We start from the raw sequence: 25,853 nt of genomic DNA on the forward strand, positions 1-25,853 counted from the left end.
CTATACTCAACGTCACCCAAGCTGTTATTGATCCGTTAGAATCTGATGTCACTTATTTGGGCCGTCGTAGACGCAATTTCTCGGCCAGCCGCAGTTCCTCGGCCAGCTCTGCCTGTCGAGCCAGCATGCGATTGTCTAGGTTCGCTGATGGCACGTGGTTGGGGCCAGTTTGGAAAGTGAGTGGGAGATGCGTGACGCCGCAAGGTCCGGCAGCAAACGCTGGGCGCTCGGCAACTGGGACCTGCGCTGGAAGGTTACGGCGGTCCTGGCCGTTCCGCTGGCAGTCGCGGTTGGACTCGGCGTGTCCAGGATTACTGCCGAGTTCGCCGACGCGAACCGGCTGGACGCTGCCGCCAAGAACATCGAAGCCCTCCCGGCGGTCACCGGGCTGAGTGCGCAGACCGCGACGACCGCGGCCTCGCAGATGATCTCGATTATGCCGGGCGTTTCGATCGTGTCCGACAAGAACCTCGCGGACCTGGACAAGGGCATCAGCGATGCCGAGCAGGCGGTCGACAAGCTCAGCGCCGTGCCCGGTGCCCGGGCGGCGCTCGAAGGCATGATCACCCAGGCCAAGGCAGTTCGAGCCCAGGGCAAGAACGCCACGACGCAGACCCCGGCCGAAGTCATCGGCACGATCGACAAGGTCCGCAACGGCAGTGTGAACATCGTCGAGAGCACGGTCAGCCAGGTCAGCGATCCGGCCGTCGACCAGGCGAAGCTGCGGCTGGTCGACTCGCTGAACACCCGGTACGCGCTGGTCGGTGAGGTCGCCGCGTTCCCCGAGGTACTACGTAGCCCGACCACTGGAACGCAGAGCGTGCTCACCGCGGCCAGCACCGAGCGGTCGCTGCTCAACGTGCTCGCGCACCGTTTTCCGGATGCCGACACCTCGATCGCCGACCTGCGGGCCGGCATCGATAATCGGGTCTCGCTGATGAACAGCCCGGAGGCGCAGTCCGGCAAGATTCCGATCGGTGATCTGAAGAACTCGCTCACCGGCAGCCTCGACGTCTACGAACGCGTGGTCGCCAAGTCCACCAAGGACATCGACTCCGCGATGAGTTCGCTGGTGTCGAAGGCAAATACCGGCGCGTGGACCTACACCGCGGTCGTCATCGCGACCATCCTCGCCGCGCTGCTGCTCGCCGTCTTCGTGGCGCGCTCGATGATCGTGCCGCTGCACCGGCTGCGGCTGGCGGCACTGCGGGTGGCCGAGAGCGATCTGCCGCACGAGGTCGCCCAGCTCCGCAACGGCGCGTCCCCCGAGGACGTACCGCTGGAGCCGATGCCGATCCGCAGCAGCGAGGAGATCGGCCAGCTGGCCCGCGCCGTCGACGACATCCACGGCCAGGCGCTGCGTCTGGCCAGTGATCAGGCGCAGATGCGCGCCCAGGTCAACGACATGTTCGAGACCCTGGCCCGGCGCTCCAAATCGCTCGTTGACCACCAGCTCAGCCTGATCGAGGCGATGGAGTACGACGAGAAGGATCCGCGCCTGCTGGAGAACTTGTTCCGGCTGGACCATCTCGCGGCCCGCATGCGCCGTAACGGCGACAACCTGCTGATTCTCGCCGGTACTCGGCAGCGGCGCAGCAAGTCCGCGCCGGTCGAGATCGCCGACGTGCTGCGCGCGGCGATCTCCGAGGTCGAGGACTACGAGCGGGTGAAGCTCGGTGCGACCCCGCGTGGTTCGCTGGTCGAGCCCGCCGCATCGGATATGGCGCACCTGTTCGCCGAGCTGCTGGACAACGCGCTACGCGCCTCGCCGCCGGAGACCGACGTGAAGTTCACCTTCGCGCAGGGACACGACCAGGGCATGCTCATCGAGGTCGCGGACCGCGGCATCGGTATGCCGCCCTCCGAGATGGCCGATATCAACCGGCGACTCGAGCAGACCGCCGAGCCCGGTCCCGATACCGCCCGCCACATGGGTCTTTTCGTGGTCGGCCGATTGGCCGAGCGGCACGGGCTCACCGTGCGGCTGCGTCCAACCTTCGATACCGCGCGCGATCCCGGCGTCACGGTCACCGTGCAGGTTCCGATCGGTCTGATCGTCCTCGAACGGGGACAGACCACCGCGATGCCGCAGGCCGCGCCGCAGGTTTCCGCCAATGCGCCGCAACGGCAGTCGACTCCGTCGTCGATGCAGACGCGCGCGATCACCAGGACGCCGGGCGGCAACGTCATGGTCACCGTCGATCCCGGTGTCAGCGGTCCGATTCCGGTGACGCCGAGTCCGGCGCCGTCCGGGACCAGTGGTCCGATTCCGGCGGCGGGCGGCCTACCGCAGCGCTCGCCCGGCTCGACCATGGCCTCGGGTCTGCGTCAGGACGCGGCACCGGCCGGTCCGACCCTGCGGCCCGCGTCCGGACAGACGCCGAGTGGTCCACAGCGCGGCAAGCTCGCGGCCGCGAGTCTGCCCAAGCGCAATGTCACCCCCGGCGGTCCGCCGCCGAACCGGCCCGGGGCCGAGCCGACCATCTCCGGTGGCGGTCTGCCACCGCGGAATCTCAACTCCGGTGGACTGCCGCAGCGGCAGCCCGGCACGAACGGTGTGCCGCAGCCGCCCGAGGGCGGTCAGCCCAGTGGTGGTCTGCCGCAGCGTCAGCCGGGTGCCAACGGTGTGCCGCAGCGCTCGGGCGGTCTGCCGCAGCGTCCATCGGGGCTGAACGGTCTGCCGCAGCGGGAGCCGGGCGCCGGTGGCGTGCCGTCGCGCGATACCGGATCTGGTCTGCCGCAGCGGGACGCTTCGGGTGGTCTGCCGCAGCGCGATGCTGGTGGCAGCGGGTTGCCGCAACGTGATTCGAGTGCCGGTGGTCTGCCGCAGCGTGATCCGTCGTCGGGGAGTCTGCCTGCGCGTGATCCGTTGCGTGATCCGTTGCCGGGTGGTTTGCCGCAGCGTGATTCGGCGCAGCGTGATTCGGCCTCGGGTGGTTTGCCGCAGCGGGAGCCGGGTGCGACCGGTCTGCCGCAGCGTCAGTCGCCCGCGGCGAATCTGCCGCAGCGCGAGGCGCCCAGTGGTTTGCCGCAGCGTGATGCCGGGGGCAGTGGTCTGCCGCAACGGGATTCCGGGTCGACCGGTCTGCCGCAGCGTGAGTCCGGTCTGAACGGTCTCCCGCAGCGGGATACCGGCTCGGGTGGTTTGCCGCAGCGTGATCCCGGGTCGAGTGGTTTGCCGCAGCGTCAAGCCGGCTCGGGTGGTTTGCCGCAGCGTGATCCCGGGTCGAGTGGTTTGCCGCAGCGTCAAGCCGGGTCGGGTGGTTTGCCGCAGCGTGATCCCGCTTCCGGTGGTTTGCCGCAGCGTGATCCGTCGTCGGGTAGCCTGCCTGCGCGTGATCCGTTGCGTGATCCGTTGCCGCCTGCGCGTGATCCGTTGCGTGATCCGTTGCCGGGTGGTTTGCCGCAGCGTGATTCGGCCTCGGGTGGTTTGCCGCAGCGGGAGCCGGGTGCGACCGGTCTGCCGCAACGGCAGTCGCCCGCGGCGAATCTGCCGCAGCGCGAAGCGCCCAACGGTCTGCCACAGCGGCAGCCGGGTGCGCAGACGCCCAGTGGCCTACCCCAGCGCGACGGTCTGCCGTCGCGGGACAGTCTGCCGCAGCGGCAGCCGGGTGCCACCGTGCTGCCCCAGCGCGAGCCCGGCGCGGCCGCACTGCCGCGTCGCGAGGCCACACCGGGAATCGGTCTGTCGCAACGGGATCGCGGTGCGACCCAGTCCGCGCCGAGTGGTGAGGTATCCGCGGTTTCCGAGAGCGGGACCACGGGCGCAGCGCGGCACAGCTTCAAGCCCGATCCGGAGAAGGCGGCGTCGTTCTTCCAGACCAGGTTGCAGCCCGCGGCCGATTCTGATTCGGTCATGGGCGGCACCCCGATCTTCGCCGAGATGATGTCGGCGTGGCTCTCGGATCCGAATCAGGACCGGTCCCAGGTGGCCGCCTCCTTCGAATCACCGGGTGACGAAGGATGGCAGGCCGCGCGCCGGGCAAGTGAGGCGCAGACCGAAACAAAGACGGCCGCCGGGTTGCCGCAACGCAATCCGGGCGGGAGGCTGGTGCCCGGCGGTGTCAACGGCAACGCCGGTCGCGCGCCGCGTCGCGATCCAGAAACGATCAGGTCCAGCTTGAGTCGTCACCAGCAGGGCGTCCGGGATGGCCGCGCAATGAAGCCAATGAACTTAACCGGAGATAAAGGAGACCGATGAACCCCGATCTAGGTGGTACGAATCGTCAGCTGGATTGGCTGGTTTCGAACTTCGCCAACGAGGTTCCTGGCGTAGCTCATGCCGTCCTGGTCTCGGCTGACGGACTACTCATGGCCGCGAGCGCGCAGCTGCCCGTGGACCGTGCCGAACAACTCTCGGCCGTCACCGCCGGACTTGCCAGCCTCTCGGTGGGCGTCTCGAACCTATTCGAAGGCGGCACCGTCCTGCAGTCCGTGGTCGAGATGGAGCACGGCTATCTGCTACTCATGGCAGTCGGCGATGGCTCGTATCTCGCGGTGCTGACCAATACCTCTTGCGATATCGGCCAGGTCGGTTACGAAATGGCCTTGTTGGTCGAGCGTGTCGGCCAGACCGTCCAGGCCACGCCACGCGTCACGATGGGTTCCTGATGGTCGGATGGACATAGACGATCACCGCATGGGGAGTGCCGAGCCCAGCCTCGTTCGCCCGTACTCGTTGACTGCGGGCCGCACCCGGCCCGCAATCGAGTTGGCGTTGGAGGCGCTCGTCGCATCGCATCCGGTCGCCCTGGAGCGGCAGTTCGAACTGACCAACATCGAGACGTCCATCGTGGAGTTGTGCAGAGAATCGCCGTCCGTTGCTGAAGTGGCAGCGCGTTTGGGTATCCCTATCGGGGTGGCCCGCGTGCTGGTGGCCGACCTCATCGAGGCCGGGCATGTGCGCGTTTCGGCGACTTTGAAAGACGATTCCAGCGACGATGAACGTCGCGAGCTGATCGAAAGGGTTCTCAGTGGACTCCGGCGTATTTGATTCGACGGCGCAGGTCGATACCCGCACCAGTAAGCCGACCTCGGCGAAGATCGTTGTCGCGGGTGGGTTCGGTGTCGGTAAGACCACGTTGGTCGGTGCAGTCTCGGAGATTGTTCCGCTGCGCACCGAAGCTCTGGTGACCAATGCCAGCACCGGAATCGACAATCTGACCGGCATTCCGATGAAGTCGACTACCACGGTGGCGATGGACTTCGGCCGGATCAGCCTCGCCGACGATCTGGTGTTGTACCTGTTCGGTACGCCGGGCCAGTACCGCTTCTGGTTCATGTGGGACGACCTGATCCGCGGCGCCATCGGCGCGGTGGTGCTGGTCGACACCCGCAGACTCGAGGACAGCTTCGCCGCCGTCGACTATTTCGAAGCGCGCAGCCTACCGTTCCTGGTGGCGCTCAACGAATTCGACGACGCACCGCGGTATCCGATCGAGGACATCCGGCAGGCACTCGCGGTGCCCGCCGATGTGCCGATCCTGTCCATCGACGCCCGGCGTCGTGAGCCCGCCAAGCAGGCGCTGGTCTCGCTCACCGAGTACGCACTGCGCAAGGTCATGCAGGGCTACTGAGCGGTCGTGTCGCTGTCGCGGCGCCTTGCGAACCGAGTGGCTAAGCTCGCTCGGTGAGGATTTCGGCGCGGGAGCTGCTCGAGCAACTGCTCGACTCGGACTCGTTCGTCAGCTGGGATCGGCCACCGGTGACGGTGGCCGTATCCCCGCGCTACCGCGAGGATCTGCGCAGGGCCGCCGTGGCGGCGGGCACCGATGAAGCGGTGTGCACCGGCGAGGGGCTGCTGCGTGGTCGACGCATGGCCGTAATCGCCTGCGAGTTCGGATTCTTGGCCGGGTCGATCGGTGTGGCCGCGGCGGAGCGGATCGTCGCTGCGGTCGAGCGGGCTACCGAACTCGGCTTGCCCCTGGTCGCATCGCCGACCTCCGGCGGCACCCGAATGCAAGAGGGCACAGTCGCTTTCGTGCAGATGGTGAAGATCGCGGGCGCGGTCGCGGTGCACAAGGCGGCCGGATATCCGTACCTGGTCTACCTGCGCGACCCGACGATGGGCGGCGTTTTCGCGTCCTGGGGGTCGTTGGGGCACATCACCTTTGCCGAACCCGGCGCAATGATCGGGTTTCTCGGTCCGCGCGTCTATAAAGCTCTGTACGGCAGGAATTTTCCGGAGGGCGTCCAGGTCGCCGAGAATCTGTATCGCAGCGGTGTGATCGATGGTGTCCTTCCGGTCCCGGTATTCCGCCGGATCGCGCATCGCGCGTTGAGCGTGCTCAGCGGCGTGCCGGATCCCGTTGCGGCCGAACCCGGTTGGGCCGCGCCGGTACATGGGTTGACCGGCGAGTCAACCGACGTGCATCCCGCGCCGAGCGGGCTCGATGCGAATACCGATGTCCCGGCATGGGATTCGGTGCGCATCTCGCGCCGTCCGGGTCGGCCGGGCATTCGTGATCTGTTGCGCCATGTGACACAACGGGTTCCGCTCAGCGGTACCGGTCAGGGCGAATCCGACCGCACCATCGTGCACGCACTGGCGCGCTTACGCGGTGAGCCCTGCATCGTATTCGGCCACGATCGCTCGGGGCAGGCGGGTGAGCACACCATGGGCCCGGCCGCGCTGCGCGAGGCGCGGCGCAGCATGGCCCTCGCCCAGGAGTTGCGGTTGCCGCTGGTCCTGGTGATCGACACGGTCGGCGCCGCACTGTCCAAGGAGGCCGAGGAGCGTGGCCTCGCCCCCGAGATCGCCCGCTGCATAGCGGATCTGGTGACCCTGGACACCCCGACCATCTCGATCCTGCTCGGCCAGGGCACCGGTGGCGGCGCACTGGCCCTGCTGCCGGCCGATCGCGTCCTGGCCGCCACGCACGGCTGGCTCGCGCCGCTGCCGCCGGAGGGCGCGAGCGCGATCGTCTACCGCGATATCGCCCACGCTCCCGAGCTGGCCGAGGCGCAGGGCATCCGGTCCGCCGATCTGCTCGCCGACGGTGTGGTCGACCGCATCGTCCCGGAGTTTCCGGACGCCGCCGACGAACCGGTCGAATTCGCCCGCCGCATGGTCGCCGCCATCGCCGCCGAACTGGCCGATCTGCGTGCTCGCCCGCTGGCCGAACTCCGTGCCGCCCGGCATACCCGCTATCGCCGCATCGGCCTCCCACCCAGCTGAATTCCCGGGCACGGCGCCCAGCTTTCCGGTGATCTCGATCGCCCGCCCGGCGCGGTCCGTGCCAGGGCATAGTGTGCTCCGACCAGCAAAAAGTGGTCAACACACCAGGGGGCTTCGTTGACGACTCGCCGCGGCACTTCTACGGTCGGATGGTGACCTTCAGAAGCGAGACCTGCGCCATTGCCTCGATCGTGCTGAACGACGGGAACGTGATCCCGCAGCTCGGTTTCGGTGTGTTCCAAGTTCCGCCCGATGACGTCTACCCGGTCGTCACCACCGCACTCGAGGCGGGCTATCGCAGCATCGACACCGCGGCGATCTACGGCAACGAGGAGGGCACCGGTCGCGCCATCCGGGAATTCGGGCTGCCGCGCGACCAGGTGTACGTCACCACCAAGCTGTGGAACTCCGAACAGGGCTACGACGCCACGCTGCGCGCCTTCGACGTGAGTATGGCTCGGCTCGGCCTGGACTACCTCGACCTCTATCTCATCCACTGGCCGGTCGCGCAGGCCGATCGCTTCGTCGAGTCCTTCAAGGCCTTCCAGACGCTGAAAGCACACGGCCGGATCCGCTCGATCGGCGTCTCGAACTTCACTGTCCCCGACTTGCAACGGGTCATCGGTGAGACCGGTGAGATCCCGGTGGTCAACCAGATCGAACTGCACCCCCGGCTGGCGCAGCGCGAGCTACGCGCCTTCCATGACGCGAACGCCATCGCCACCGAGGCATGGAGCCCGCTCGGCCAGGGCACCCTGCTCGACGATCACACCATCGTCGCTATCGCCGACGAGGTCGACCGCACCCCGGCCCAGGTGATCATCCGCTGGCATCTGCAACAGGGCATCGTGGTGATCCCGAAGTCGGTCACGCCCTCGCGCATCCAGACCAACTTCGACGTCTTCGGCTTCGAGCTGAGCCGGGAACAGATGCGTGCCATCAACGCGCTCGAGAAGGGTGCTCGCATCGGCCCCGATCCGGCCACCTTCACCGCCGGTTTGTAGTTATCGCAGGCCGAGGTGCGCGGTGAGTTCTTGCGCGGCGGCTCGGCCCGCGCGGTTCGCGCCGATGGTGCTGGCGGACGGTCCGTAGCCGATCAGGTGGATTCGCGGATCGACCGCGACCCGGGTGGCCAGCCGTCCGGTCATGGTGATGCCACCACCGGGGCCACGAAGCCGCAGCGGTGCCAAATGGTCCAGGGAACTGCGGAATCCGGTGGCCCACAGGATGACGTCCGCGTGCTGGAACGTGCCGTCGGCCCAGCGCACCCCATCGGGTTCGATGCTCGCGAACATCGGGTGCCGCGCCAGTGCCCCGCGGGCTCGAGCGGCGCGTAGCCGATCGTCGAGTCGCAACCCGGTCACCGAGACCACCGAACCCGGCGGCAGCCCGTGCCGCACTCGGTCCTCCACGATGGCGACGGCGGCGCGGCCGTCCTGCTCGGCGAATGGCGAATCGCGGAAGACCGGTTCGCGGCGTGTTACCCACGTGGTGGTGGTGATCTGCGAGATCTCGTCGAGCAGCTGTACGGCCGAGATGCCGCCGCCGACCACGACCACATGTTGGTCCGCGAATTCGTCGGCGGTGCGGTAGTCGCGGGTGTGTAGCTGTCGCCCGGCGAAGGTCTCCGCACCCGGGTAACGCGGAATGAAGGGACGCTCCCAGGTGCCGGTGCAGTTGATCAGCCCGCGCACCCGGATGACACCGGACGCGTCGGTCTCCACGTTCAAGTTCTGGCCGCGGCCGGTGGCGAGATCGGGCCCTGCGGCACAAGGGGTTCCGTCCGCATTGCGGTCGCAGACCACGGTGACCGTGACCGGTCTGCGGACCTGTAGGTCGAACCGCTTCTCGTACAACTCGTAATAGTGCGGCACCGCGGTCGCCGCGGGCACGGCGTCCGAATCCGGCGGCAAGGTTTCGGCGAACGACATGCCCGGCAGGTCGTGCACCCGGTTGACGGTGGTCAATGTGAGCGATGGCCACCTGAATTGCCAGGCCCCGCCGGGTCCCGGCGCGTGATCGACGATGCGGAAGTCCTGTTCGGGCCGCAATCCGAGGCGCTGCAGGTGGTAACCGGCCGACAGCCCGGCCTGACCAGCACCGATCACCAGGATGGAGAACTCTGTCGGCACAAGCCGTGATCGTATCGGCCTTGGTCGGTATACGCCGTCAACTATGGCAGAGTTGATGTAACCACTCGAACCGGTCAGTTGGGGAGAATGAATGCTCGGAGTGAGCCGTGATGGCGACGTCGTCACCATCGAACTACAGCGCGAGCAGCGGCGTAACGCGCTGAACAACGAACTCGTCGCCGCGCTGCGCGATGCGGTGTGGACCGCGGCCGAGGATGCCCGGGTGATCGTACTCACTGGCCAGGGGCCGATGTTCAGCGCGGGTGCGGACCTGTCGGGCGTCTACTCCCAGGAATTCCTCGATGGCCTGCTCGACATGCTGCACACCATCGAATCCGTTCCGGTCCCGGTGATATCGGCGATCAACGGCGCCGCGCTCGGCGCGGGGGTGCAGATTGCCCTGGCTTCGGACCTGCGGGTGATCGAACCGGACGCCTATATCGCGATTCCGGCGGCCAAGCTGGGTATCTCGGTCGATCGCTGGACCATGCGGCGACTGGCATCGCTGATCGGCGGCGGTCCGGCCAGGACCATGCTGCTCGGTGCCGAACCGATCACGGCCACCGACGCCTACGCCTTCGGCTTCGCCAACCGGCTCGGCACCCTGGCCGACGCCCAGAAGTGGGCGAAGTCGATCGCCGAGCTGGCACCGATGTCGCTACGCCATATGAAGTTGGTGCTGAACGACGACGGCACCCGCGAACCGGCCACCGAGGTGCAGCGCGTGGCCCTCGAGGCCGCCTGGACCAGCGAGGACGCCAAGGAAGGGCGATTAGCCAGACAAGAGAAGCGTGCGGCGAAGTTCCTCGGGCGATGATTGGGTGGCGATGATGAACCTGAAGAAACTTATCGGCATGGCGGCCGGCGCGGTCGGCGTCGCCTGGGTGGTGCGCGCGGTCTGGGATATCCCCTCCGCCATCGGCGCTTCGATCAACGCCATTCAGCCCTACGCCGCGGGTGCGGTGAGCTACCGCAATCGGCAGTTCCACAACTCCGAGCCGAGCACCCAGTTCGTCTCGGGTTCGGCTCCGTCCCTGCTGTTTTCGGCGCTGACCCGGCGCAACGCCGGTCGCCCGCAGGTCGCGATTCCGCTGGCGCGGCCGGAGGTGCCGACCGAGGCGGCCGATCTCGCGGTCACCTGGTACGGGCACGCCTCGGCGCTCATCGAGGTGGACGGCTACCGGATTCTCACCGATCCGGTATGGAGCGAACGGGTTTCGCCGTCCGCGCTGGTCGGTCCGGCCCGGTTGCATCCGGTGCCGACGCCGTTGTCGGAGCTGCCGCCGGTGGACGCCGTGATCATCTCCCATGATCACTACGACCATCTGGACAAGGCCACCGTCCGGCAACTGGTACTCGGTCAGGCCGCGCCCTTCCTGGTGCCGATCGGCATCGGCGCGCATTTGCGGCACTGGGGTGTGCCCGAGCATCGGATCGTCGAATTGGATTGGGGCGGTTCGGTTTCCCTCGCCTCACTGGGCCGGGAGCGCGATGGCACGGATCTAGTGCTCACCTGTACCGAGGCGCGGCATTTCTCCGGTCGCGGCCTGCTGCGCAACACCACGCTGTGGGCGTCCTGGTCCATCGTCGGCCCGACCCGCCGGGTGTACTTCGGCGGTGACACCGGATACACCAAGGCCTTCGCCGAGGCCGGTGCGGCACTCGGCCCGTTCGATCTGACGCTGCTGCCGATCGGGGCCTACGACGAGGCCTGGCCGGATATCCACATGAATCCGGAGGAGGCGGTGCGCGCGCACGCGGACCTGTGCGTCGGCGATCCGGGCCACGGGCTGCTGGTGCCCATCCATTGGGCGACGTTCAATCTGGCCTTCCATGGATGGTCGGAGCCGGTCCGGCGGATGGTCGAGGCGGCGCGGGCAGCGGGTACCGCTGTGGCGGTGCCGATGCCGGGGCAGCGCATCGATCCCAATGGCGTGCCGGTACGCGATTCGTGGTGGGAGGATGTGGGGTGAATACCTCGGTTCGTCGACAGGAAGGAACGAAGGCATGAGTCTCGCGGACACCCTGAAAGGCCTGGTCGGCAAAGGGAAGGAAGCGGCGGCAAAAAACGCCGACAAAATCAACGAAGCGGTCGACAAGACCGGTAGTTTCATCGACCAGAAAACCGGTCACAAATACTCGGACAAGATCGGGAAGGCCCAGGAGGCTGCCAAGAAGGCCGTCCCGACGGACCAGCCCGAGGTAGCGCCGGAACCGCCCGTCGAGCCGGCGCCGGAACCGCCCGTCGCGCCGGAGGAGCCGGGGAAACCACAGGCCTGATATGTGGCGGGGACCGGTTTCTGTCGGTCCCCGCCCCTAAAATTCATTCATGGTGACCCGCCGGGAATTCGGTGGCAGCCCGGGCGGCCCGGGCATAGAGGTTGAATTGAGCAACCTCGACAAGGTGCTGTATCCGGCGACCGGAACCACCAAGGGCGAGGTCATCGCCTACTACACGGCCATCGCGCCCGCCATGCTCGCGCATATTGCCGGGCGGCCGGTCACGCGCAAGCGCTGGCCCAACGGGGTCGACGAACCGTCGTTCTTCGAAAAGAATCTCGCGGAGCACGCACCGTCCTGGCTGGAGCGCCACACCATCGAGCATCGCGGTCGCCGGGTCGTCTATCCGGTGATCGATACCGAGGCCGGGCTGGCCTGGATCGGGCAGCAGGCGGCGCTGGAAGTCCATGTGCCGCAATGGCGTTTCGACGGCGATGCGATCGGCCCGGCGACTCGGCTGGTATTCGACCTCGATCCCGGTCCGGGCGCCGGACTGGCCGAATGCGCGCGGGTCGCGGTGGCGGTGCGCGATATGGTCGAGGGTATCGGGCTGCACGCGTTCCCGGTAACCAGTGGTAGCAAGGGAATTCACATCTATGTCCCGCTGGACCGTGAGCTGAGTCCGGGGGGCGCGTCGACGGTGGCCAAGCAGGTGGCCACGAATCTCGAGCAGCTGCACCCGGATCTGGTCACCGCGACGATGGCCAAATCGGCGCGCGGCGGGAAGGTGTTCCTGGACTGGAGCCAGAACAATCCGTCCAAGACCACCATCGCACCGTATTCGCTGCGCGGCCGGACCGAACCCAATGCCGCGGCGCCGCGCAGCTGGGCCGAGATCGAGAACCGGAAGAAGCTGCGGCACTTGCGGTTCGACGAGGTGCTCGCGCGCTGGCGCGATGACGGCGACCTGCTCGCCGAATTGGATCCGCCCGCATCGGATTCGTCCGGCAGCGACGCGCTGACGAGGTATCGATCGATGCGTGACGCGACGGCCACCCCCGAACCGGTGCCCGCCGAAGCGCCGACGTCCGGTGCGAACAATCGCTTCGTCGTCCAGGAACACCACGCCCGGCGGCTGCACTGGGATGTGCGGCTGGAACGCGATGGTGTGCTGGTGTCGTGGGCGGTACCGAAGGGTCCGCCGACCTCCTCGGATCAGAACCGGCTCGCCGTGCACACCGAGGATCATCCCTTGGAGTACTTGGACTTTCACGGCGCGATTCCGAAGGGGCAGTACGGCGCGGGGGAGATGACGATCTGGGATTCGGGCACCTATGACACCGAGAAGTGGCGCGCGGACGAGGTCATCGTCGCATTCCACGGCAAGCGACTGCGCGGCCGCTACGCGCTGATCCGGACCAACGGCACCCAGTGGCTGATGCATCTCATGCGTGAGCAGCAGGTGCACGAGAGTGGTTCGACCAGAGTATCCAGCGGCCCGATCGGACCCGAAGCGGCGTTCACCGTGCCGAGAACGCCCGGGCCGGTGCCCTTTCCGCGCGGCCTCGCGCCGATGCTCGCCACCGCGGGCGAGGTCGCCGATCTCGACGATGTCGAGTGGTGCTTCGAGACCAAGTGGGACGGCTTCCGCCTCATCGCCGAAATCGATTCCGGGACACTGACTTTACGTAGCCGAGCGGGCAATGTGGTGACCAAGCGCTATCCGGGCATGTCGGTGCTGGCCGCGGAATTGGCCGGACACAATGTGGTGCTCGACGGCGAGGCCGTGGTCTTCGACGATCACGGCGTCGCCAATCTCGGTCTGCTGCAGGCGGATGCGGCCCGCGCGGTCTTCGTCGCCTTCGATGTGCTGTATCTGGACGGGACATCCCTGGTCCGCAAAAGGTATTCGGATCGTCGCCGGGTGCTGGAGGCGATCGCCGCCAACGCGCCGTCGCTGCGGGTGCCGCCGCGCCTGGACGGCTCCGGTGCGGACGCGCTGCGCTACAGCCAGGAGCAGGGCTTGGAGGGCGTGGTCGCCAAGCGCAGGGATTCGGTGTATCTGCCTGGTAAGCGCGGACATTCGTGGGTGAAGCAACGCAATTGGCGCACTCAGCAGGTGCTGGTCGGCGGTTGGCGCCGCAGCGACGCACGGGAATTCGCCTCACTGCTGGTCGGCATCCAGCACGAGGGCAGGCTGTATTACGTCGGCCGGGTCGGCACCGGTTTCGGTGCTGCCGAGATGCGGGATCTGGCCTCGCGGCTGCGCAAGCTGGCGCGCAAGACCAATCCGTTCGACAATGAGTTGACCGCCGACGAGCGCAAGGACGCGGTCTGGGTGACGCCGAAAGTCGGTGGGACGGTGCGGTTCATGAACTGGACCGAAACCGGGCGTTTATGGCATCCGGCCTGGCTGGGCCGAATATCGGACTGAGTTCGGGTATCCGGTCTTCCTGTCGTGCTGGGTAGGGTGAGTCCGCGGTTTGTTTCGGCTCGACATCTAGGGAGTGACAGCGTGGACTTCAAGAACCTGGCGAACAAGGCGATGGACCTGGCCCAGCAGAACTCGGACAAGGTCGAGATGGCCATCGATAAGGCGGGCGATCTCGTCGACAAGCAGACTGACGGCAAATTCGCCGGCCAGGTCGACGCCGCGCAGGATGCCGCGAAGAAGGCCGTCCGCAAGGAAGGCTGAACCGACCGTTTCGAGCGACCTGCAAGCAGTCGCTGCTGACCCTTTCGAGCGACCTGCAAGCAGTCGCTACGGCCGGCGGATCGGGCATTTCGATCCGCCGGCACGGCTCAGCTGTGTTCGCGCTCCAGCAGCGCAATGATGGTGGCGCTGTCGGTGATCATCGTGTGCCCCTGGAACTCGAACTCGTCGTAGGCCCGCGCCATCGCCTCCTTGTCGCGGCCGCCGACGGCATCGGTGATGACCACCGGCACGAAGCCGAGGTCGGTCGAATGGGTGACCGTGGGTGCGATGCCGATCTCCAACGCGACGCCGGTGATCGCGTAGGTGCCGATGCCCAGATCGCGCAGCACCGCGGCCAGTGGCGTGCCCTCGAACGCCGACATCGAGGTCTTGTCGAAGACCACCTCGTCGGCCGTCGGCCGCAGCTCCGGAACCAGTTCGAAGGGCGGAGTATCGCGCTGCAGGATGAATTTCACGTCATCGACGGAATCGACCTGCTGCCAGCTCATCGCCATCCGCAGCGCGAAGGTGCCGCTGAGGCGGCGCGGTAGGAAGAAGTGCCGCAGGAAGATCACCGGATAACCGCCGCGCCGCGCCGCCTCCACTATGCGTGCCACCCGCGCGATGATCTCGGGGCCGTCCGGTAGCTGGGAGAGCACGCCGACCTGCATGTCGTAGACGATCACCGCCATGCGGTTCGGCGCGCACACATCGGCGAGTCCTTCTGGAATGTCGAGTCCGTTGCCGTGCCGCATGGTCAGCTCACTCCTGTTCGATACCCATCACCGTCGGGGTACGACCCGACGACGAATCGGTTGCGCGGTAGACACTTTCGAAGCGTGCCGCAGCCAGCTTCGACCCCACTGTAACGATGTCGGAAATCGGACACGCGCGGCGTTACCGGTGCCCGCCTGTGACCGTTGCCGGGGGCTCTGATCAGGCAGTACGGTGGTGGCAGTCGTTGCCGGGCGGAGTCGGCACTGACGCGATCCCGGCGCACTGTGCGTCGCGCCGCGTCGGAACACTGGAGGCCCCGATGAAATATCTGCATGCACCATTCGTCGGAGGTCACCGAGTATCGGCTCGGGCAGGCATTCTGGTCGTCCTCGCGCTCGTGGCGTTCGTGTTCGTGCCGACCGCGCGCGCGGTGCCGCCGCCGGATGCGGACCCGTTCTATGCGGCATCGGTCGACCTGGCCGACCATCGCGCCGGGGCCATCTTGCGGACCCGCTCGATCGTGTTGTACGGTCTGCCGCTACCGGTTTCGGCCTGGCAGGTGCAGTACCGGACCAACGATGCGAACGGCTTACCGATCGCCGGTATGACCACCGTGCTGGTGCCGAATTGGCCGTGGTTCGGTCCCGGCCAGCGGCCGCTGCTCTCGTATCAGATCGCGGAGGACAGTCTCGGCACCCGGTGCGCGCCGTCGTACGCACTGCGCGGCGGCTGGGATCTCGGCGGCGCGAACACCTTCATCGACACGCCCTTCATCGCCGAGGCGCTTCGCCGCGGCTGGGCGGTGGTGACCAGTGATTACGAGGGGCCGCAGTCCCGATTCCTGGACGGCGTCAATGCCGGCCGGGCGGTGCTCGACGGTATCCGCGCCGCTCGTGCGCTCGCGCCGGACGGGGTCGGCCCGGCCAGTCCCGTTGGTGGGTGGGGCTATTCCGGCGGTGCGTTCGCCACGCTGTGGGCGGCCCAGATGCAATCGGAGTACGCGCCGGATGTCCAGCTCGCGGGTGTCACCGCGGGTGGGATTCCCGCCGATTGGCCCGCCATGGTCCACGGTGTGGACGGCGGCACGCAGGCGGGTCTGGCGATGCTCGCGTTGACCGCGATCGCGAAGAACGAGCCGAATTCCGGTGTGCTGGAACTACTCAACGAGCGTGGTCGCAGCAACTTCGCCGAGGATGTGAACGCCTGCGGACCGGATTTCGTCATCAAGTACATCAACGCGCATGTCGACGATTTCGCGACCGTACCGGATGTGTTGTCGCATCCGGACTTTCGGGCGGCGATCGACCGGCAGGAGCTCGGCGGCGGCGCACCCGTCGCGCCGATGTACCTGTACCACAGCACAACCGACGATGTGATCCCGGTCGCGGGGTTCACCGATCTGCTCGGGCGGTATTGCGCGCAGGGTGCGGATATCACCTCCGTGCACTCGACATTGCCCGGACACAATCTGACCGCCATCGGTGAGGCGGCCGGTGCGATGGGCTACCTCGCCGATCGTTTCGCCGGTGTGCCCGTGGCTCCCGGCTGTCACGGCCGATAGCACGAAAACGCGGCGCACACCGGGGATCGGCTGTGCGCCGCGTGCGCAGCCGCGGGCCTACTTGACCGGCGTCTCCTGCCACTTGGTGGTGCCGGGCGGGGCGGCCAGGGTGCTGAACAGATCGATGCCGGCGATGATCAGTGTCGGTCCGCCCACCACGATGGTGCCGATGATGCCGCCGATACCCGCGCCCGCGATGACGCTGGCGATCACGGTTGGTCCGCCGATGATGCCGGTCAGTCCGACCAGGGCACCGATCACCGTGCCGATGAATCCGCCGATGACGGTGGCGAGGCCGAACTGCGACAGAAAGTTGTCCTGTGCGCGCAGGTTCTCCCGCGGCGACGCGACCGGCGTCGCCACCTGCCGCGCCGAGGTGTAGTCCTTGACCGCGGTCAACTCCAGCACCCGGCCCGCTTCGCGCACCTCGTGCGGTAGCGCGAATTCGAGCCCGTCCTGCCGGAACGACAGCGGTAGCGTCACAACCGTATTGCCCGCGATGTCCTTGATATTCACCGTGGCGTCGGATATCTCGAACGACCCGTTGGTCAGTGTGGTGACAATCTTGGCGCCCACCAGTTCTGCCTCGTAGCCGATATCGGGTACAGGTGTGGCGCTCGGCTGCGCGTAGGAGGTGCCCGCGCCGACCGCGACCGCGGCGACTATCGGCACCGCTGCCGTGGTGATCTTGCGGAGAATCATTCCGGTGGTCCAATCTTCATCATCTTGTGCAAGCCGTAGCAACACTCCGCATGCGAAAAATCCTCCCCCCAGGCGCTATGCAGAGTCACGATGTGATCTAGAGAACAGCACTCCGATCAGACTGTACCGCGTACGAATAGTTTCGAAGCGAAAATATTGGGGTAATCAATTTGCCCGAGCGGCGAATTGTATTATAGCTCTTAGCTATACGGTCACGAGTCGCTGTGCAGGACGTTGATCGCCCGTGCGATCACCAAGATCACCAGGATCAGCGAGATCGTCGATTGCGCCATCATCGTCAACTTCGCCCAGCGTGACATCGGCATCACATCGGTCGGGCTGAACGCGGTCGCGTTGGTGAACGACAGATACAGGTAGTCCACGAACTGCGGCTCCCACTCCGGCGGGGCCAACTCCGGATTCTGCATCTGCACGAACAGGAAGTCCGGCAGTGGCTTTCGCGCATGCGCCCGCGCCGCGGGCCCGCCGCGATCGAACTCCCAGTACCAGAGCCCGAACACCACCACATTGGTCAACCAGATCGCCCCGCCCGAGGCGAGCAATGCCGAGGCATTGTCGCTGAGCGGCCCATGGATCAGTTCGAACACCAGTCGATCCGCCGAGACCGCCGTGGCCAAGCTCAACAGCCCGGTCAGCAACAACCCGCCATTGCGCAGCCACCGCTCCTCCCGGTTGATCCGGAACGGATTGGCCACCACCAGCACACCGAGCAACAGAATCTCGAGTCCGGGCAGCAGCCACGCGGGCTGCGGCCGGAGCTGTTGCGGGAGCGCGACCTGCAGAACGACGATCGCCAACACGGCCAGCGTCGCCGCGATCCGTGACTCACCCTCCGTCTTACGCTGCCACGCGGGCACATCGTCGTCTCGGTCCGTCACAGCGGCCAGTATCGCCGATCAGGTCAGCAGATCGAGTGCGACCGCGCCGAGGCAGACCGCGATGACGACCGATAGCGCGATCACGTCGTTGCGTCCCGGTGCGCTGGGGCGGGCGGTCAGTTGCCCGGTGCCGCCGCGGGCGGTGATGGCCTCGCCGAGTTCGGTTGCCCGGCGGGTGGAGACGGCCATAGCGGCGGTGAGGATGTCGATGAACGGATTGTCGGCGGCGCGGTTGAGCAGGCTCACCTGCGGGCGTAGCCGCCGCGCCGCCCGCAGCACCCGGATCTCCTCCATCAGCAGTGGCAGCCCGCGCAGCGTGAGCGCGATGACCACGGCCCATTCATCCACCGGCACCCGGAGTTTGCGCAACGGAGACCCGAGTTTCGCCAGCGCCGGCGCGATATCGCCCATCGGGGTGGTCCAGGCGATGAGGAAGGACGAAGCGAGCAGGATCAGGCCGAAGATCGCGGCATTGGTGTAGCGCAGCACGGCATCGCCACCGATCGGCACATTGAGCAACGCGCCCGCCCCGAGCATTGCCCAGAACCACCATGGCAGGCGCGGCAGCGTGCTCAGCGGGAGCCGGGCCAGTACGCCGATCGCGATCAGGAACGTGATCATCAGGCCGAGCACCGGCCAAGAGGGCAGGAACATCAGCACCACGCTGATCAGGAACGCCCCGATCATCTTGGTGCCCGCCCACAGGCTGTGTACCGGACTGGTGACCGGTACCTCGCGGAACAGGACGGTACTCATGTCAACGCCCTCCGTTCCCGAGCCGCCACGCCGGATCGCCGGGCCGGGGTCCGGGGACCGTCGGGCGGGAATCCGGCTGGTGCGCAGGCGTATTCGTGGCCGCGGCGATATCGCGCGCAGGGTCGGCCTCCAAGATTTGCCCGGCCTCCAGATGAACGGTCCGATCACAGACCGCGGCCATATCGTGCACGTCATGTGAGATGACGATCAGCGTGAGCCCGGAATCCCGTAGGCGGGCAAGCAGTTCCACGACATCGGTCCGGCCCTCGGGGTCCAGTCCGGCCAGTGGCTCGTCGAGCACGACGACCGGCGCGCGGCTGGCCACGATGGCCGCGAGCACGACCCGCTTGGCCTGCCCGCCGCTGAGTTCTTCGATGGATCGGGCGGCGAGTGCCCGATCGAGACCGACCGCGTCCAGCGCGCGTCCGACCGCGCCCGAGCCGGTCGCCCGCCCGCCCCAGTCCGCGATCTCGTCACCGACCGTCTGCTTGTGCAACTGCAACCGCGAGTGCTGGAAGGCCAGCTCGACCTGGCCGATCTGCTTGGCGATCGGCTTGTCGTGCAATTCGCAACGGCCGGAACTGGGGTCGATCAATCCGGCCATGATCCAGGCCAGCGTGGACTTACCGGATCCATTGCCGCCCACCACGAGTAGCGCCTCGCCGCGGCGCACGGTCAGATCGACGCCGTGCAAAGCCGGTGCCGCCCAGGGAGTTCCGCGGTTGTAGGTGTGCCGGACATCGCGTAACCGCAGTATGGTCTCGCCCATCGGTCGGCACCGGATCTCGCGCACCGGCCGCGGCCAGGCGGGCAGCCGCTCGACGGTCCGGCCGGCGGCCAGGTGCACCACCCGGTCGGCCGCGGCCGCATCGGCCTCGTGATGGGTCACCAGTATGACCGCCATGGGATGGCGTTTCGGCAGTTCGGCGAGCAGTGCGACCAGATCGCGGCGGCCCTCTGGGTCGATCATCGAGGTGGCTTCGTCGGCGATGAGCAGGGCGGGGCGGCGGGCCAGCGCCGCGGCGACCGCAAGTCGCTGCTGCTGACCGCCGGAGAGGGTGGTGGTCTCCCGATCACCCATGCCGTCCAGGCCGACCTCGCGCAACAGGCTCTCGATATCGACCGCCGCGGCGAGTTCGGTGGACAGGCCCCACACCACATCGTCGGCGACGAGTACGCCGAGGGTCTGACTCTCCGGCCGTTGCAGCACCAGTGCGGTGCCGCCCAGGTGGCCGAGCCCCGCCGCGCCTGGCCGGTCGACACTGCCCGTGGTCGGCGGGCGGCCGGCGAGCAGCCGGGTCAGCGTGGATTTCCCGGATCCGTTGTGGCCGACGACGGCGACGAATTCACCGATCTCGACCGTGAGATCGATCCCGGTCAGCGCGTCGACCGACCTGCCGGGGTAGCGGAAGCCGACGCCGCGCAGCCGTACCGGCAGCGGCGCGATGGGCCGGTTGTCGGGCGGTGCGTCGAGCCGATCCTGGCTCGGTAACCAGGCCAGTCGGTCGAGCACCGAACCGAGCACGAACCAGGAGAAGACCGCCGTCGCGATGATGCCGGCCACGACACCGCCGCCGACCAGGGCCCACCACCAGCGGATCGCGGCGTCGGCGGCGTCGGCGGCGCCACGCCCGAGCGGTGCCAGTTGCGGTTGCCGGGCCGCGAGGTTCTCCAGACCGTCCGCGGTGCTGCGGATGGTGCTGAACAGCAGCGTCCGGGACCGGGACAGCACCAGCAGCGATCCGATGGCGAAGGCCGCGAACCCGACACTGGCGACCACCGATAACCCGAGCACCGCGGGCAATCCGCCGCGCCGCCGTTTCACGATGCCGATGATGCCCGCGATGGTCGCGGTGCTGACGATGCCGAAGGCGGGCACGATGCCCGCGGCGACGAAGCTGACCAGTGCGGCCGCGCCGGTCGCGGTGACCAGGGCGCGCAGCCGGTAGCGGTGCGCGATCATGGCCAACGGCACCGCGGCGACCAGTTGCAGTGCGGCGGCGAACGGGATCACCGCCCCGACGGTCACCAATCCGACGGTGGCGCCGCCGAGCACCGCCCCGGCGGCCAGCTCGATCGGGCGCAGTGGGCCGCGCACGATGGCTAACTCGTTGGTGCTGGGCAGATCACTCACGCAACAAGTCTGCCAGCTTCGGGTGGATAGTTTGTGTGCTCTTCCTGTGGAGAGTGTGTGCTATCAGGCAACACGGGTCAGCTCGTAATCGTCGGCATCGAGCTTGCGGACGCGACGGCGATAGGCGAGCTGCATGCCTGGCCAGTTGTTCGTGATGCGACCGGAGGCGGTGCGGTACCAGCTGGAGCAGAAGTTCCACGGTGTGCGCGCGAGGCGTTCCTGGATCGCGGTGTTGAACCGTTCTTCGGTCTCGGGACGCACCTCGAGCACGTGGCCGGGGCGCGCGGCGAGCAGTTGCACAGCCTGGCGGATATAGCGGGCCTGCGATTCGATCATGTAGATGATCGAGCCGACACCGAGGTTGGTGTTGGGGCCGTAGACCAGGAACAGATTCGGGAAGTCGGGCACGGTGATGCCGCAGTAGGCGTGCGCGCCGCCCTGCCAGGCATCGGAGAGCTTGCCGCCCGCGCGGCCGTAAATGTTCATTGGCCAGAGGAATTCGGTGCCTTTGAATCCGGTGCCGTAGATGATCACGTCCGCCTCGTGCACCGCGCCGTCGGCGGTGCGCACGCCGTTGGGGACGATTTCGGTGATAGCGGTGGTCTCCACCAGTACATTCGATTCGGTCAGCGCCGGGTAGTAGTCGTTGGAGAACAGTCCGCGCTTGCAACCGATCGGATAGTCGGGGGTGAGCTTGGCGCGCAGCTGCGGGTCCGGGACCTGCTCTTCCAGATGTTTCGTCGCGATCCGGCCGACGAGCCGTACGATCCACGGGAATTCGACCAGGCCGAGCGCGACGAATTCGGCGATGGCCCACCACCCGAAGCGTTCGACGAGCAGCGCGCCGGGCAGCCGGGCGAAGAGTTTGTGCTGGATCGGGGTGTAGTCGGTGTCGAATTTGGGCAGCACCCAGGCCGGTGTGCGCTGGAACAGCGTGAGGTGCTCGACCCGCGGTTGGATCTGCGGGATGTACTGGATGGCGCTGGCGCCGGTGCCGATGCAGGCGACGCGTTTGCCGGTCAGCTCGACGCCGTGGTCCCATTCGGCGGAGTGGAAGGCCTGGCCGGTGAAGGTATCGATGCCGGGAATGCTCGGCAGGGCGGGCCGGGACAGCTGGCCGACCGCGGGGATCAGCACGTCGGCGGTGCGGGCCGTGCCATCGGTTGTCCGCACGGTCCAGCGGCCGGAGCCGTCGTCGAATTCGGCGTCGGTCACCTCGGCGCCGAAACGGATCGCGTCCAACAGCCGGTGTCGCTCGGCGACGCCACGCAGGTAATCGTGGATCGCGGCCTGACCCGAGTAGCGCTGCGGCCAGTCCGGCTTGGGCTCGTAGGAGAACGAGTACAGCGGCGAGGGCACATCGCAGGCCGCGCCCGGATAGGTGTTCTCCCGCCAGACGCCGCCGATGTCGGCCCCGCGCTCCAGGATGGCGATATCGTCGAAACCATTGCGCCGCAGCTCTATTGCCATCCCGATGCCGCCGAATCCAGCACCGATGATGATGACCGACGGCCGCTCGCCAGCTGTCATGTGACACTCCTCACAACAGGGTGGATGAGTTCCACTCTAGGACCGTCCGATCCTGACATCGAGATTTTCGGCCATAATGGTCCGCTGTGGAGCGGGTGCAGGATCCGGGAATCCGCGACTGGAACTTTCCGCGCGGCATCGCCAGCGTGGCGCTGATGGTCGGCTACGCCGATGAGCACGCGGTGCCCGCCGCGCCCATGCTCGCCGGAACCGGGCTCACCGAGGCGCAGCTGCACGACCCGGACGTCCAGATCGACGCGCGGATCGAACTCGCCGTGATCCGCAATCTGGTCCGCGAACTGGCCGACAAACCTGCGCTCGGCGTCGAGATCGGCCGCCGCTACCGGATCACCACCTTCGGGATCTTCGGCTTCGCCTGCGTGAGCAGTCCCACGCTCGGCGAGGCGATCTCGTTCGCGCTGCGCTTTCTGGAACTGAGCTTCACCTTCTGCCTGCCCGTCGCGGAGTGGGGCGACGGTGAATTCATCGCGTGGGTGCACGACGAATCGATTCCCGCCGATGTCCGCCAGTTCCTGGTCGAACGCGATGTCACCGCCATGCATCAGGTCATGTGCGATCTGATCGGCAGGCAGTTGCCGCTCACCAGGGCCGAATTCCGTTTTCCCGAACCGACATACGCCGATCGGATCATGGCGGTCACTCAGGTTCGGCCGCGCTTCGGCCGGCCGCACAACCTGTTCGCCATCGATCCGGTGCTGCTGGAACAGCCACTGCCGCAGGCGAATGAGCACACCTGGGCCATGTGCCTGGCGCAATGCCGGGATCTGGTGGACCGCCGCCGCGCGCGTACCGGCATCGCGGCCGAGGTGCGTGAACTGCTGGTCCCCGGCGGCGCCGACGGTTTCGCCGCACCGCTCGGAATCGACGCCGTGGCACGCGATCTCAATATGAGCACCCGCACCCTGCGCCGCCACCTCGACGCCGCGGGCACCAGCTATCGCGCGCTGCTGGACGAGGTCCGCCGTGCGCTCGCCGAGGAGATGCTCACCGCCACACCGCTTTCGGTGAGCGATGTGGCGATCCGGCTCGGTTATGCCGAATCTTCCACCTTCATCTACGCGTTCAAGCGCTGGACCGGCGCGACACCGGCGGCATACCGCAGGGCCCGCGCCGTGCGGCGCTAGGCGGGCTGCACGCTGATCCAGCCGCCCATTGCCACGCTGCGGAAATGCGTTGTCATGCGGTGGTTTTCGTCGATCACATGGAGGGCTAGGGCGGGATCGGGCGCGTAGTCCATGACGCGGTCGGGCAGTTCTAGCTCCCACTCGCCGCCGAGGACCGATGCGGTGCTCGGCGCGATGAGCAGCGGACGGCCCGCGAAGGTGGTCGCGGCCGAGGAGTGCGCGTGCCCGGTGATCACACCGACGATGCGTTCGTCGGAGGCGACGACCTCGGCCAGTTTCTCCGGCTCGGTCAGCGAGATCTCATCGATGACCGGGCTGAACAGGTGCGCGGGCGGATGGTGCAGCGCAAGGAGAATGGGTGCGTCGGCGGGTGCGGCGGCGAGTACACCGCGCAGCCAGTCGTAGGTCTCCTCGGTCAGTCGGCCGCTGGCTTCGCCCGGAATACTCGAATCCAGCAGGGCAACGGTCAGATTGCCGACGCGGTGTGCGTGGTTGATCGGCGCCGACGAAGCGGGCTCGCCGAGTAGGGCGGTGCGGAAGGCGGCGCGGTCGTCGTGGTTGCCCGGAATCGGATAGACCGGGATATCGGCAGCGAGCACCACGCGCGCCTCGGCGTACTGCTCGGGCTTGCCGGAATCGGTGACATCACCGGTCACCAGGATGACGTCGGGCCTGCGCCGCAGATCGGCGAGATACGCGAGTACCCGCTCGGCGCGTTCGGCGTTGCGAGCGCCGAGGTCGAAGTGGGTATCGCTGATCTGAGCCACCAAGATCATCAGCGTTCGCTTTCTCTGGGGGATCGCTCCGTTGCGGCAGAGTGTGCCGATGTCGCGCGGGGCACGTCTTCAGGCTAGATGACCTGCGCGTTCCGTGTCGTCATGAGGCCGACCACCGGTATCGGGCCGTGGGGTCGGTAGTGGCGGCGGGCACAGCGGTACCCGTGGGTTTCGGATCCGATCAGTCCGTGACCGATTCCGACAGCGTCCGCAGCGACCGCAGGAATACTTTGCGATCGGCCGCGGGCAGCTGCGACAGCAGCCGGTCCTCCTGCTCCTGGATCTCGCGTTGCGCCTGGTCGCGGGTGGTCCGGCCGGTCGGGGTGAGCGAGACCAGGCGCGCGCGGCGGTCGGCCGGATCCGGATCGCGCCGGATGAGCCCGCGCTGCTGGAGTTCGTCGAGTACACCGATGATGCGGGTCTTGTCCGCGCGGATCTTTTTGGCCAGTGCGGCCTGGGTGTAGACGGGTTCGTCGCCCAAGCCGAGCAGGACCACATAACCCCACATCGTCAGTCCGTGCCGCTCGAGTACGGGCAGCTCCGCCGCGACGAGGGCGCGGCCGAGCGGCGCGAGCATCGCGGCGAGATCGGGGCGCTTCACTTCCGGCATGAGTAGAAAATACTTCTTGGCATATGATAAGCATGAGCATACGATAGGCAGGTGATTATCATTATGGATGTATCGAGAGGACTGACATGACCACCGATTCCGATACCGGTGCCGCCCTGCGCACCCTTGATGAGCTGGGGGCAAAGGTCGATCTCAGCGCGCTCAACGCGCAAACCGTGCGCACCAGCATCGATGTGGTTTCCCAGGTCACGGCAGCCGATCTGGCCAAGCCCACGCCCTGTGCGGGCTGGACGCTGCACGGGCTGCTTGCGCACATGATCACCCAGCACTACGGTTTCGCGGCCGCCTCGCGCGGCGAGGGCGACCTGTCGCTATGGCGGCTGCGTCCCCTCGGTCCGGACCCGGTCGCGGAGTACCGGGCCGCCGCCGAACATGTGCTCGCGTCCTTCGCTGAGGACGGCGTACTCGAGCGGACCTTCCCGCTGCCGGAGTTCACCAGGGACTTCGAATTCTCCGGGGCCGAGGCGGTGAGCTTTCACTTCATCGACTACGTCGTGCACTCGTGGGATGTCGCCCGAACACTCGGGCGGACAGTGCGTTTCGACGATGACCTGCTCGCGGCGGCACTACCGGTCGCCCAGGTGGTGCCGGGCGGTAAGGCGCGGTTGGCGCCGGGTGCGGCGTTCGCTCCGGAGGTCGCGTGGTCGGGTGACTCCACGCTGGACGAGATCGTGGCGATTCTCGGGCGCTCGCCCAGCTGGCCCGAGTAGTCCGCGAGGCGAGCGCATGCCGGGTGCGGTGTCGGCGACGGCAATTCTGCCACCGTGATGCGTTTGCC

Annotated in this window: 23 protein-coding genes; 14 read left to right on the forward strand and 9 right to left on the reverse strand. The window is 67.2% G+C overall.

Annotated features, from left to right (window positions below):
* Nucleotides 1-187 precede the first annotated feature (187 nt).
* The 6 genes from OG874_RS39210 (at nt 188) to OG874_RS39235 (ending at nt 8,181) form a co-directional block, all read left to right on the forward strand.
* Entirely contained in the window at nt 188-4,201 is a 4,014-nt protein-coding gene (locus tag OG874_RS39210; protein WP_330252082.1) for an ATP-binding protein, read from the forward strand.
* A complete protein-coding gene (locus tag OG874_RS39215; protein ID WP_011207200.1) occupies nt 4,198-4,611 on the forward strand; it encodes a roadblock/LC7 domain-containing protein in 414 nt (137 codons plus the stop codon). The genes OG874_RS39210 and OG874_RS39215 overlap by 4 nt, the downstream gene beginning before the upstream one ends.
* A gap of 7 nt (nt 4,612-4,618) precedes the next feature.
* Nucleotides 4,619-4,993, forward strand: a complete 375-nt coding sequence (locus OG874_RS39220; protein WP_330252083.1) for a DUF742 domain-containing protein — start codon at nt 4,619-4,621, stop codon at nt 4,991-4,993.
* The gene (locus tag OG874_RS39225; RefSeq protein ID WP_330252084.1) at nt 4,974-5,576 is read left to right on the forward strand and encodes a GTP-binding protein; all 603 of its coding nucleotides are present in this window, start codon (nt 4,974-4,976) and stop codon (nt 5,574-5,576) included. The genes OG874_RS39220 and OG874_RS39225 overlap by 20 nt, the downstream gene beginning before the upstream one ends.
* Nucleotides 5,577-5,629: 53 nt before the next feature.
* Nucleotides 5,630-7,177: a carboxyl transferase domain-containing protein gene (locus OG874_RS39230; RefSeq protein WP_330252085.1), complete on the forward strand. Its 1,548-nt coding sequence runs from the start codon at nt 5,630-5,632 to the stop codon at nt 7,175-7,177.
* A 152-nt stretch (nt 7,178-7,329) separates the two neighbouring features.
* Nucleotides 7,330-8,181 (forward strand): aldo/keto reductase, encoded by an 852-nt coding sequence (locus OG874_RS39235; protein ID WP_442943203.1) that lies wholly within the window; start codon nt 7,330-7,332, stop codon nt 8,179-8,181.
* Here OG874_RS39235 and OG874_RS39240 read toward each other — a convergent pair whose 3' ends face one another.
* Nucleotides 8,182-9,309: an NAD(P)-binding domain-containing protein gene (locus tag OG874_RS39240; protein WP_330252087.1), complete on the reverse strand. Its 1,128-nt coding sequence runs from the start codon at nt 9,307-9,309 to the stop codon at nt 8,182-8,184.
* 91 nt (nt 9,310-9,400) lie between these two features.
* Here OG874_RS39240 and OG874_RS39245 point away from each other — a divergent pair, with 91 nt between their 5' ends.
* The 5 genes from OG874_RS39245 to OG874_RS39265 all read left to right on the forward strand — a co-directional run bounded on the left by OG874_RS39245 (nt 9,401) and on the right by OG874_RS39265 (nt 14,224).
* Nucleotides 9,401-10,126 carry an enoyl-CoA hydratase gene (locus tag OG874_RS39245; RefSeq protein WP_330252088.1) on the forward strand — a complete coding sequence of 242 codons (726 nt, stop codon included), beginning with the start codon at nt 9,401-9,403 and terminating at the stop codon, nt 10,124-10,126.
* 13 nt (nt 10,127-10,139) lie between these two features.
* Entirely contained in the window at nt 10,140-11,282 is a 1,143-nt protein-coding gene (locus tag OG874_RS39250; protein WP_330252089.1) for an MBL fold metallo-hydrolase, read from the forward strand.
* 34 nt (nt 11,283-11,316) lie between these two features.
* On the forward strand, nt 11,317-11,589 hold the full coding sequence (locus tag OG874_RS39255) for an antitoxin (protein ID WP_442943204.1): 273 nt from the start codon (nt 11,317-11,319) through the stop codon (nt 11,587-11,589).
* A 49-nt stretch (nt 11,590-11,638) separates the two neighbouring features.
* A complete protein-coding gene (locus OG874_RS39260; protein ID WP_330252090.1) occupies nt 11,639-13,963 on the forward strand; it encodes an ATP-dependent DNA ligase in 2,325 nt (774 codons plus the stop codon).
* 81 nt (nt 13,964-14,044) lie between these two features.
* Nucleotides 14,045-14,224: an antitoxin gene (locus OG874_RS39265; RefSeq protein ID WP_330252091.1), complete on the forward strand. Its 180-nt coding sequence runs from the start codon at nt 14,045-14,047 to the stop codon at nt 14,222-14,224.
* 107 nt (nt 14,225-14,331) lie between these two features.
* On the opposite strand, the gene OG874_RS39270 is transcribed toward OG874_RS39265, so the two are convergent.
* Nucleotides 14,332-14,979, reverse strand: coding sequence for a cysteine hydrolase family protein (locus tag OG874_RS39270; RefSeq protein WP_330252092.1), 648 nt, complete (start codon nt 14,977-14,979; stop codon nt 14,332-14,334).
* Between the two features lie 281 nt (nt 14,980-15,260).
* On the opposite strand from OG874_RS39270, the gene OG874_RS39275 reads away from it, so the two are divergent.
* Nucleotides 15,261-16,502 carry a lipase family protein gene (locus tag OG874_RS39275; RefSeq protein ID WP_330252093.1) on the forward strand — a complete coding sequence of 414 codons (1,242 nt, stop codon included), beginning with the start codon at nt 15,261-15,263 and terminating at the stop codon, nt 16,500-16,502.
* Between the two features lie 57 nt (nt 16,503-16,559).
* Here OG874_RS39275 and OG874_RS39280 read toward each other — a convergent pair whose 3' ends face one another.
* The 5 genes from OG874_RS39280 to OG874_RS39300 all read right to left on the reverse strand — a co-directional run bounded on the left by OG874_RS39280 (nt 16,560) and on the right by OG874_RS39300 (nt 22,523).
* Nucleotides 16,560-17,204 carry an ammonium transporter gene (locus tag OG874_RS39280; RefSeq protein ID WP_330252094.1) on the reverse strand — a complete coding sequence of 215 codons (645 nt, stop codon included), beginning with the start codon at nt 17,202-17,204 and terminating at the stop codon, nt 16,560-16,562.
* A gap of 212 nt (nt 17,205-17,416) precedes the next feature.
* Complete coding sequence (locus OG874_RS39285; protein ID WP_330252095.1) at nt 17,417-18,103, reverse strand: hypothetical protein; 687 nt, start codon at nt 18,101-18,103, stop codon at nt 17,417-17,419.
* Nucleotides 18,104-18,121: 18 nt separating this feature from the next.
* The gene (locus OG874_RS39290) at nt 18,122-18,859 is read right to left on the reverse strand and encodes an energy-coupling factor transporter transmembrane component T family protein (RefSeq protein ID WP_330252096.1); all 738 of its coding nucleotides are present in this window, start codon (nt 18,857-18,859) and stop codon (nt 18,122-18,124) included.
* 1 nt (nt 18,860) lies between these two features.
* The gene (locus OG874_RS39295; protein WP_330252097.1) at nt 18,861-20,993 is read right to left on the reverse strand and encodes an ABC transporter ATP-binding protein; all 2,133 of its coding nucleotides are present in this window, start codon (nt 20,991-20,993) and stop codon (nt 18,861-18,863) included.
* Nucleotides 20,994-21,056: 63 nt separating this feature from the next.
* Nucleotides 21,057-22,523, reverse strand: a complete 1,467-nt coding sequence (locus OG874_RS39300) for a flavin-containing monooxygenase (RefSeq protein WP_330252098.1) — start codon at nt 22,521-22,523, stop codon at nt 21,057-21,059.
* Between the two features lie 86 nt (nt 22,524-22,609).
* Between OG874_RS39300 and OG874_RS39305 the strand changes: the two genes are divergently transcribed.
* Nucleotides 22,610-23,668 carry an AraC family transcriptional regulator gene (locus OG874_RS39305; RefSeq protein ID WP_330252099.1) on the forward strand — a complete coding sequence of 353 codons (1,059 nt, stop codon included), beginning with the start codon at nt 22,610-22,612 and terminating at the stop codon, nt 23,666-23,668.
* Here the strand turns inward: OG874_RS39305 and OG874_RS39310 are convergent.
* Together OG874_RS39310 and OG874_RS39315 are read right to left on the reverse strand one after the other, a co-directional pair.
* Nucleotides 23,665-24,444, reverse strand: coding sequence for a metallophosphoesterase (locus OG874_RS39310; RefSeq protein ID WP_330252100.1), 780 nt, complete (start codon nt 24,442-24,444; stop codon nt 23,665-23,667). The two genes, OG874_RS39305 and OG874_RS39310, sit on opposite strands and share 4 nt — an antisense overlap.
* 181 nt (nt 24,445-24,625) lie before the next feature.
* Entirely contained in the window at nt 24,626-25,054 is a 429-nt protein-coding gene (locus tag OG874_RS39315; protein WP_330252101.1) for a MarR family winged helix-turn-helix transcriptional regulator, read from the reverse strand.
* 86 nt (nt 25,055-25,140) lie between these two features.
* Between OG874_RS39315 and OG874_RS39320 the strand changes: the two genes are divergently transcribed.
* Complete coding sequence (locus tag OG874_RS39320) at nt 25,141-25,785, forward strand: TIGR03086 family metal-binding protein (RefSeq protein ID WP_330252102.1); 645 nt, start codon at nt 25,141-25,143, stop codon at nt 25,783-25,785.
* Nucleotides 25,786-25,853 lie beyond the last annotated feature (68 nt).

It is taken from the genome of Nocardia sp. NBC_00565 (genome assembly GCF_036345915.1).
Taxonomy (GTDB): domain Bacteria; phylum Actinomycetota; class Actinomycetes; order Mycobacteriales; family Mycobacteriaceae; genus Nocardia.

Excerpts from the sequence above, each read along its gene's own strand:
- OG874_RS39260 (WP_330252090.1), top strand. The coding sequence starts at position 11,639 with ATGGTGACCCGCCGGGAATTCGGTGGCAGCCCGGGCGGCCCGGGCATA.
- OG874_RS39255 (WP_442943204.1), top strand. The coding sequence starts at position 11,317 with ATGAGTCTCGCGGACACCCTGAAAGGCCTGGTCGGCAAAGGGAAGGAA.
- OG874_RS39300 (WP_330252098.1), bottom strand. The coding sequence starts at position 22,523 with ATGACAGCTGGCGAGCGGCCGTCGGTCATCATCATCGGTGCTGGATTC.
- OG874_RS39250 (WP_330252089.1), top strand. The coding sequence starts at position 10,140 with ATGAACCTGAAGAAACTTATCGGCATGGCGGCCGGCGCGGTCGGCGTC.
- OG874_RS39215 (WP_011207200.1), top strand. The coding sequence starts at position 4,198 with ATGAACCCCGATCTAGGTGGTACGAATCGTCAGCTGGATTGGCTGGTT.
- OG874_RS39280 (WP_330252094.1), bottom strand. The coding sequence starts at position 17,204 with ATGATTCTCCGCAAGATCACCACGGCAGCGGTGCCGATAGTCGCCGCG.
- OG874_RS39320 (WP_330252102.1), top strand. The coding sequence starts at position 25,141 with ATGACCACCGATTCCGATACCGGTGCCGCCCTGCGCACCCTTGATGAG.
- OG874_RS39290 (WP_330252096.1), bottom strand. The coding sequence starts at position 18,859 with ATGAGTACCGTCCTGTTCCGCGAGGTACCGGTCACCAGTCCGGTACAC.
- OG874_RS39315 (WP_330252101.1), bottom strand. The coding sequence starts at position 25,054 with ATGCCGGAAGTGAAGCGCCCCGATCTCGCCGCGATGCTCGCGCCGCTC.
- OG874_RS39245 (WP_330252088.1), top strand. The coding sequence starts at position 9,401 with ATGCTCGGAGTGAGCCGTGATGGCGACGTCGTCACCATCGAACTACAG.
- OG874_RS39270 (WP_330252092.1), bottom strand. The coding sequence starts at position 14,979 with ATGCGGCACGGCAACGGACTCGACATTCCAGAAGGACTCGCCGATGTG.
- OG874_RS39220 (WP_330252083.1), top strand. The coding sequence starts at position 4,619 with ATGGACATAGACGATCACCGCATGGGGAGTGCCGAGCCCAGCCTCGTT.
- OG874_RS39275 (WP_330252093.1), top strand. The coding sequence starts at position 15,261 with ATGAAATATCTGCATGCACCATTCGTCGGAGGTCACCGAGTATCGGCT.
- OG874_RS39310 (WP_330252100.1), bottom strand. The coding sequence starts at position 24,444 with ATGATCTTGGTGGCTCAGATCAGCGATACCCACTTCGACCTCGGCGCT.
- OG874_RS39210 (WP_330252082.1), top strand. The coding sequence starts at position 188 with ATGCGTGACGCCGCAAGGTCCGGCAGCAAACGCTGGGCGCTCGGCAAC.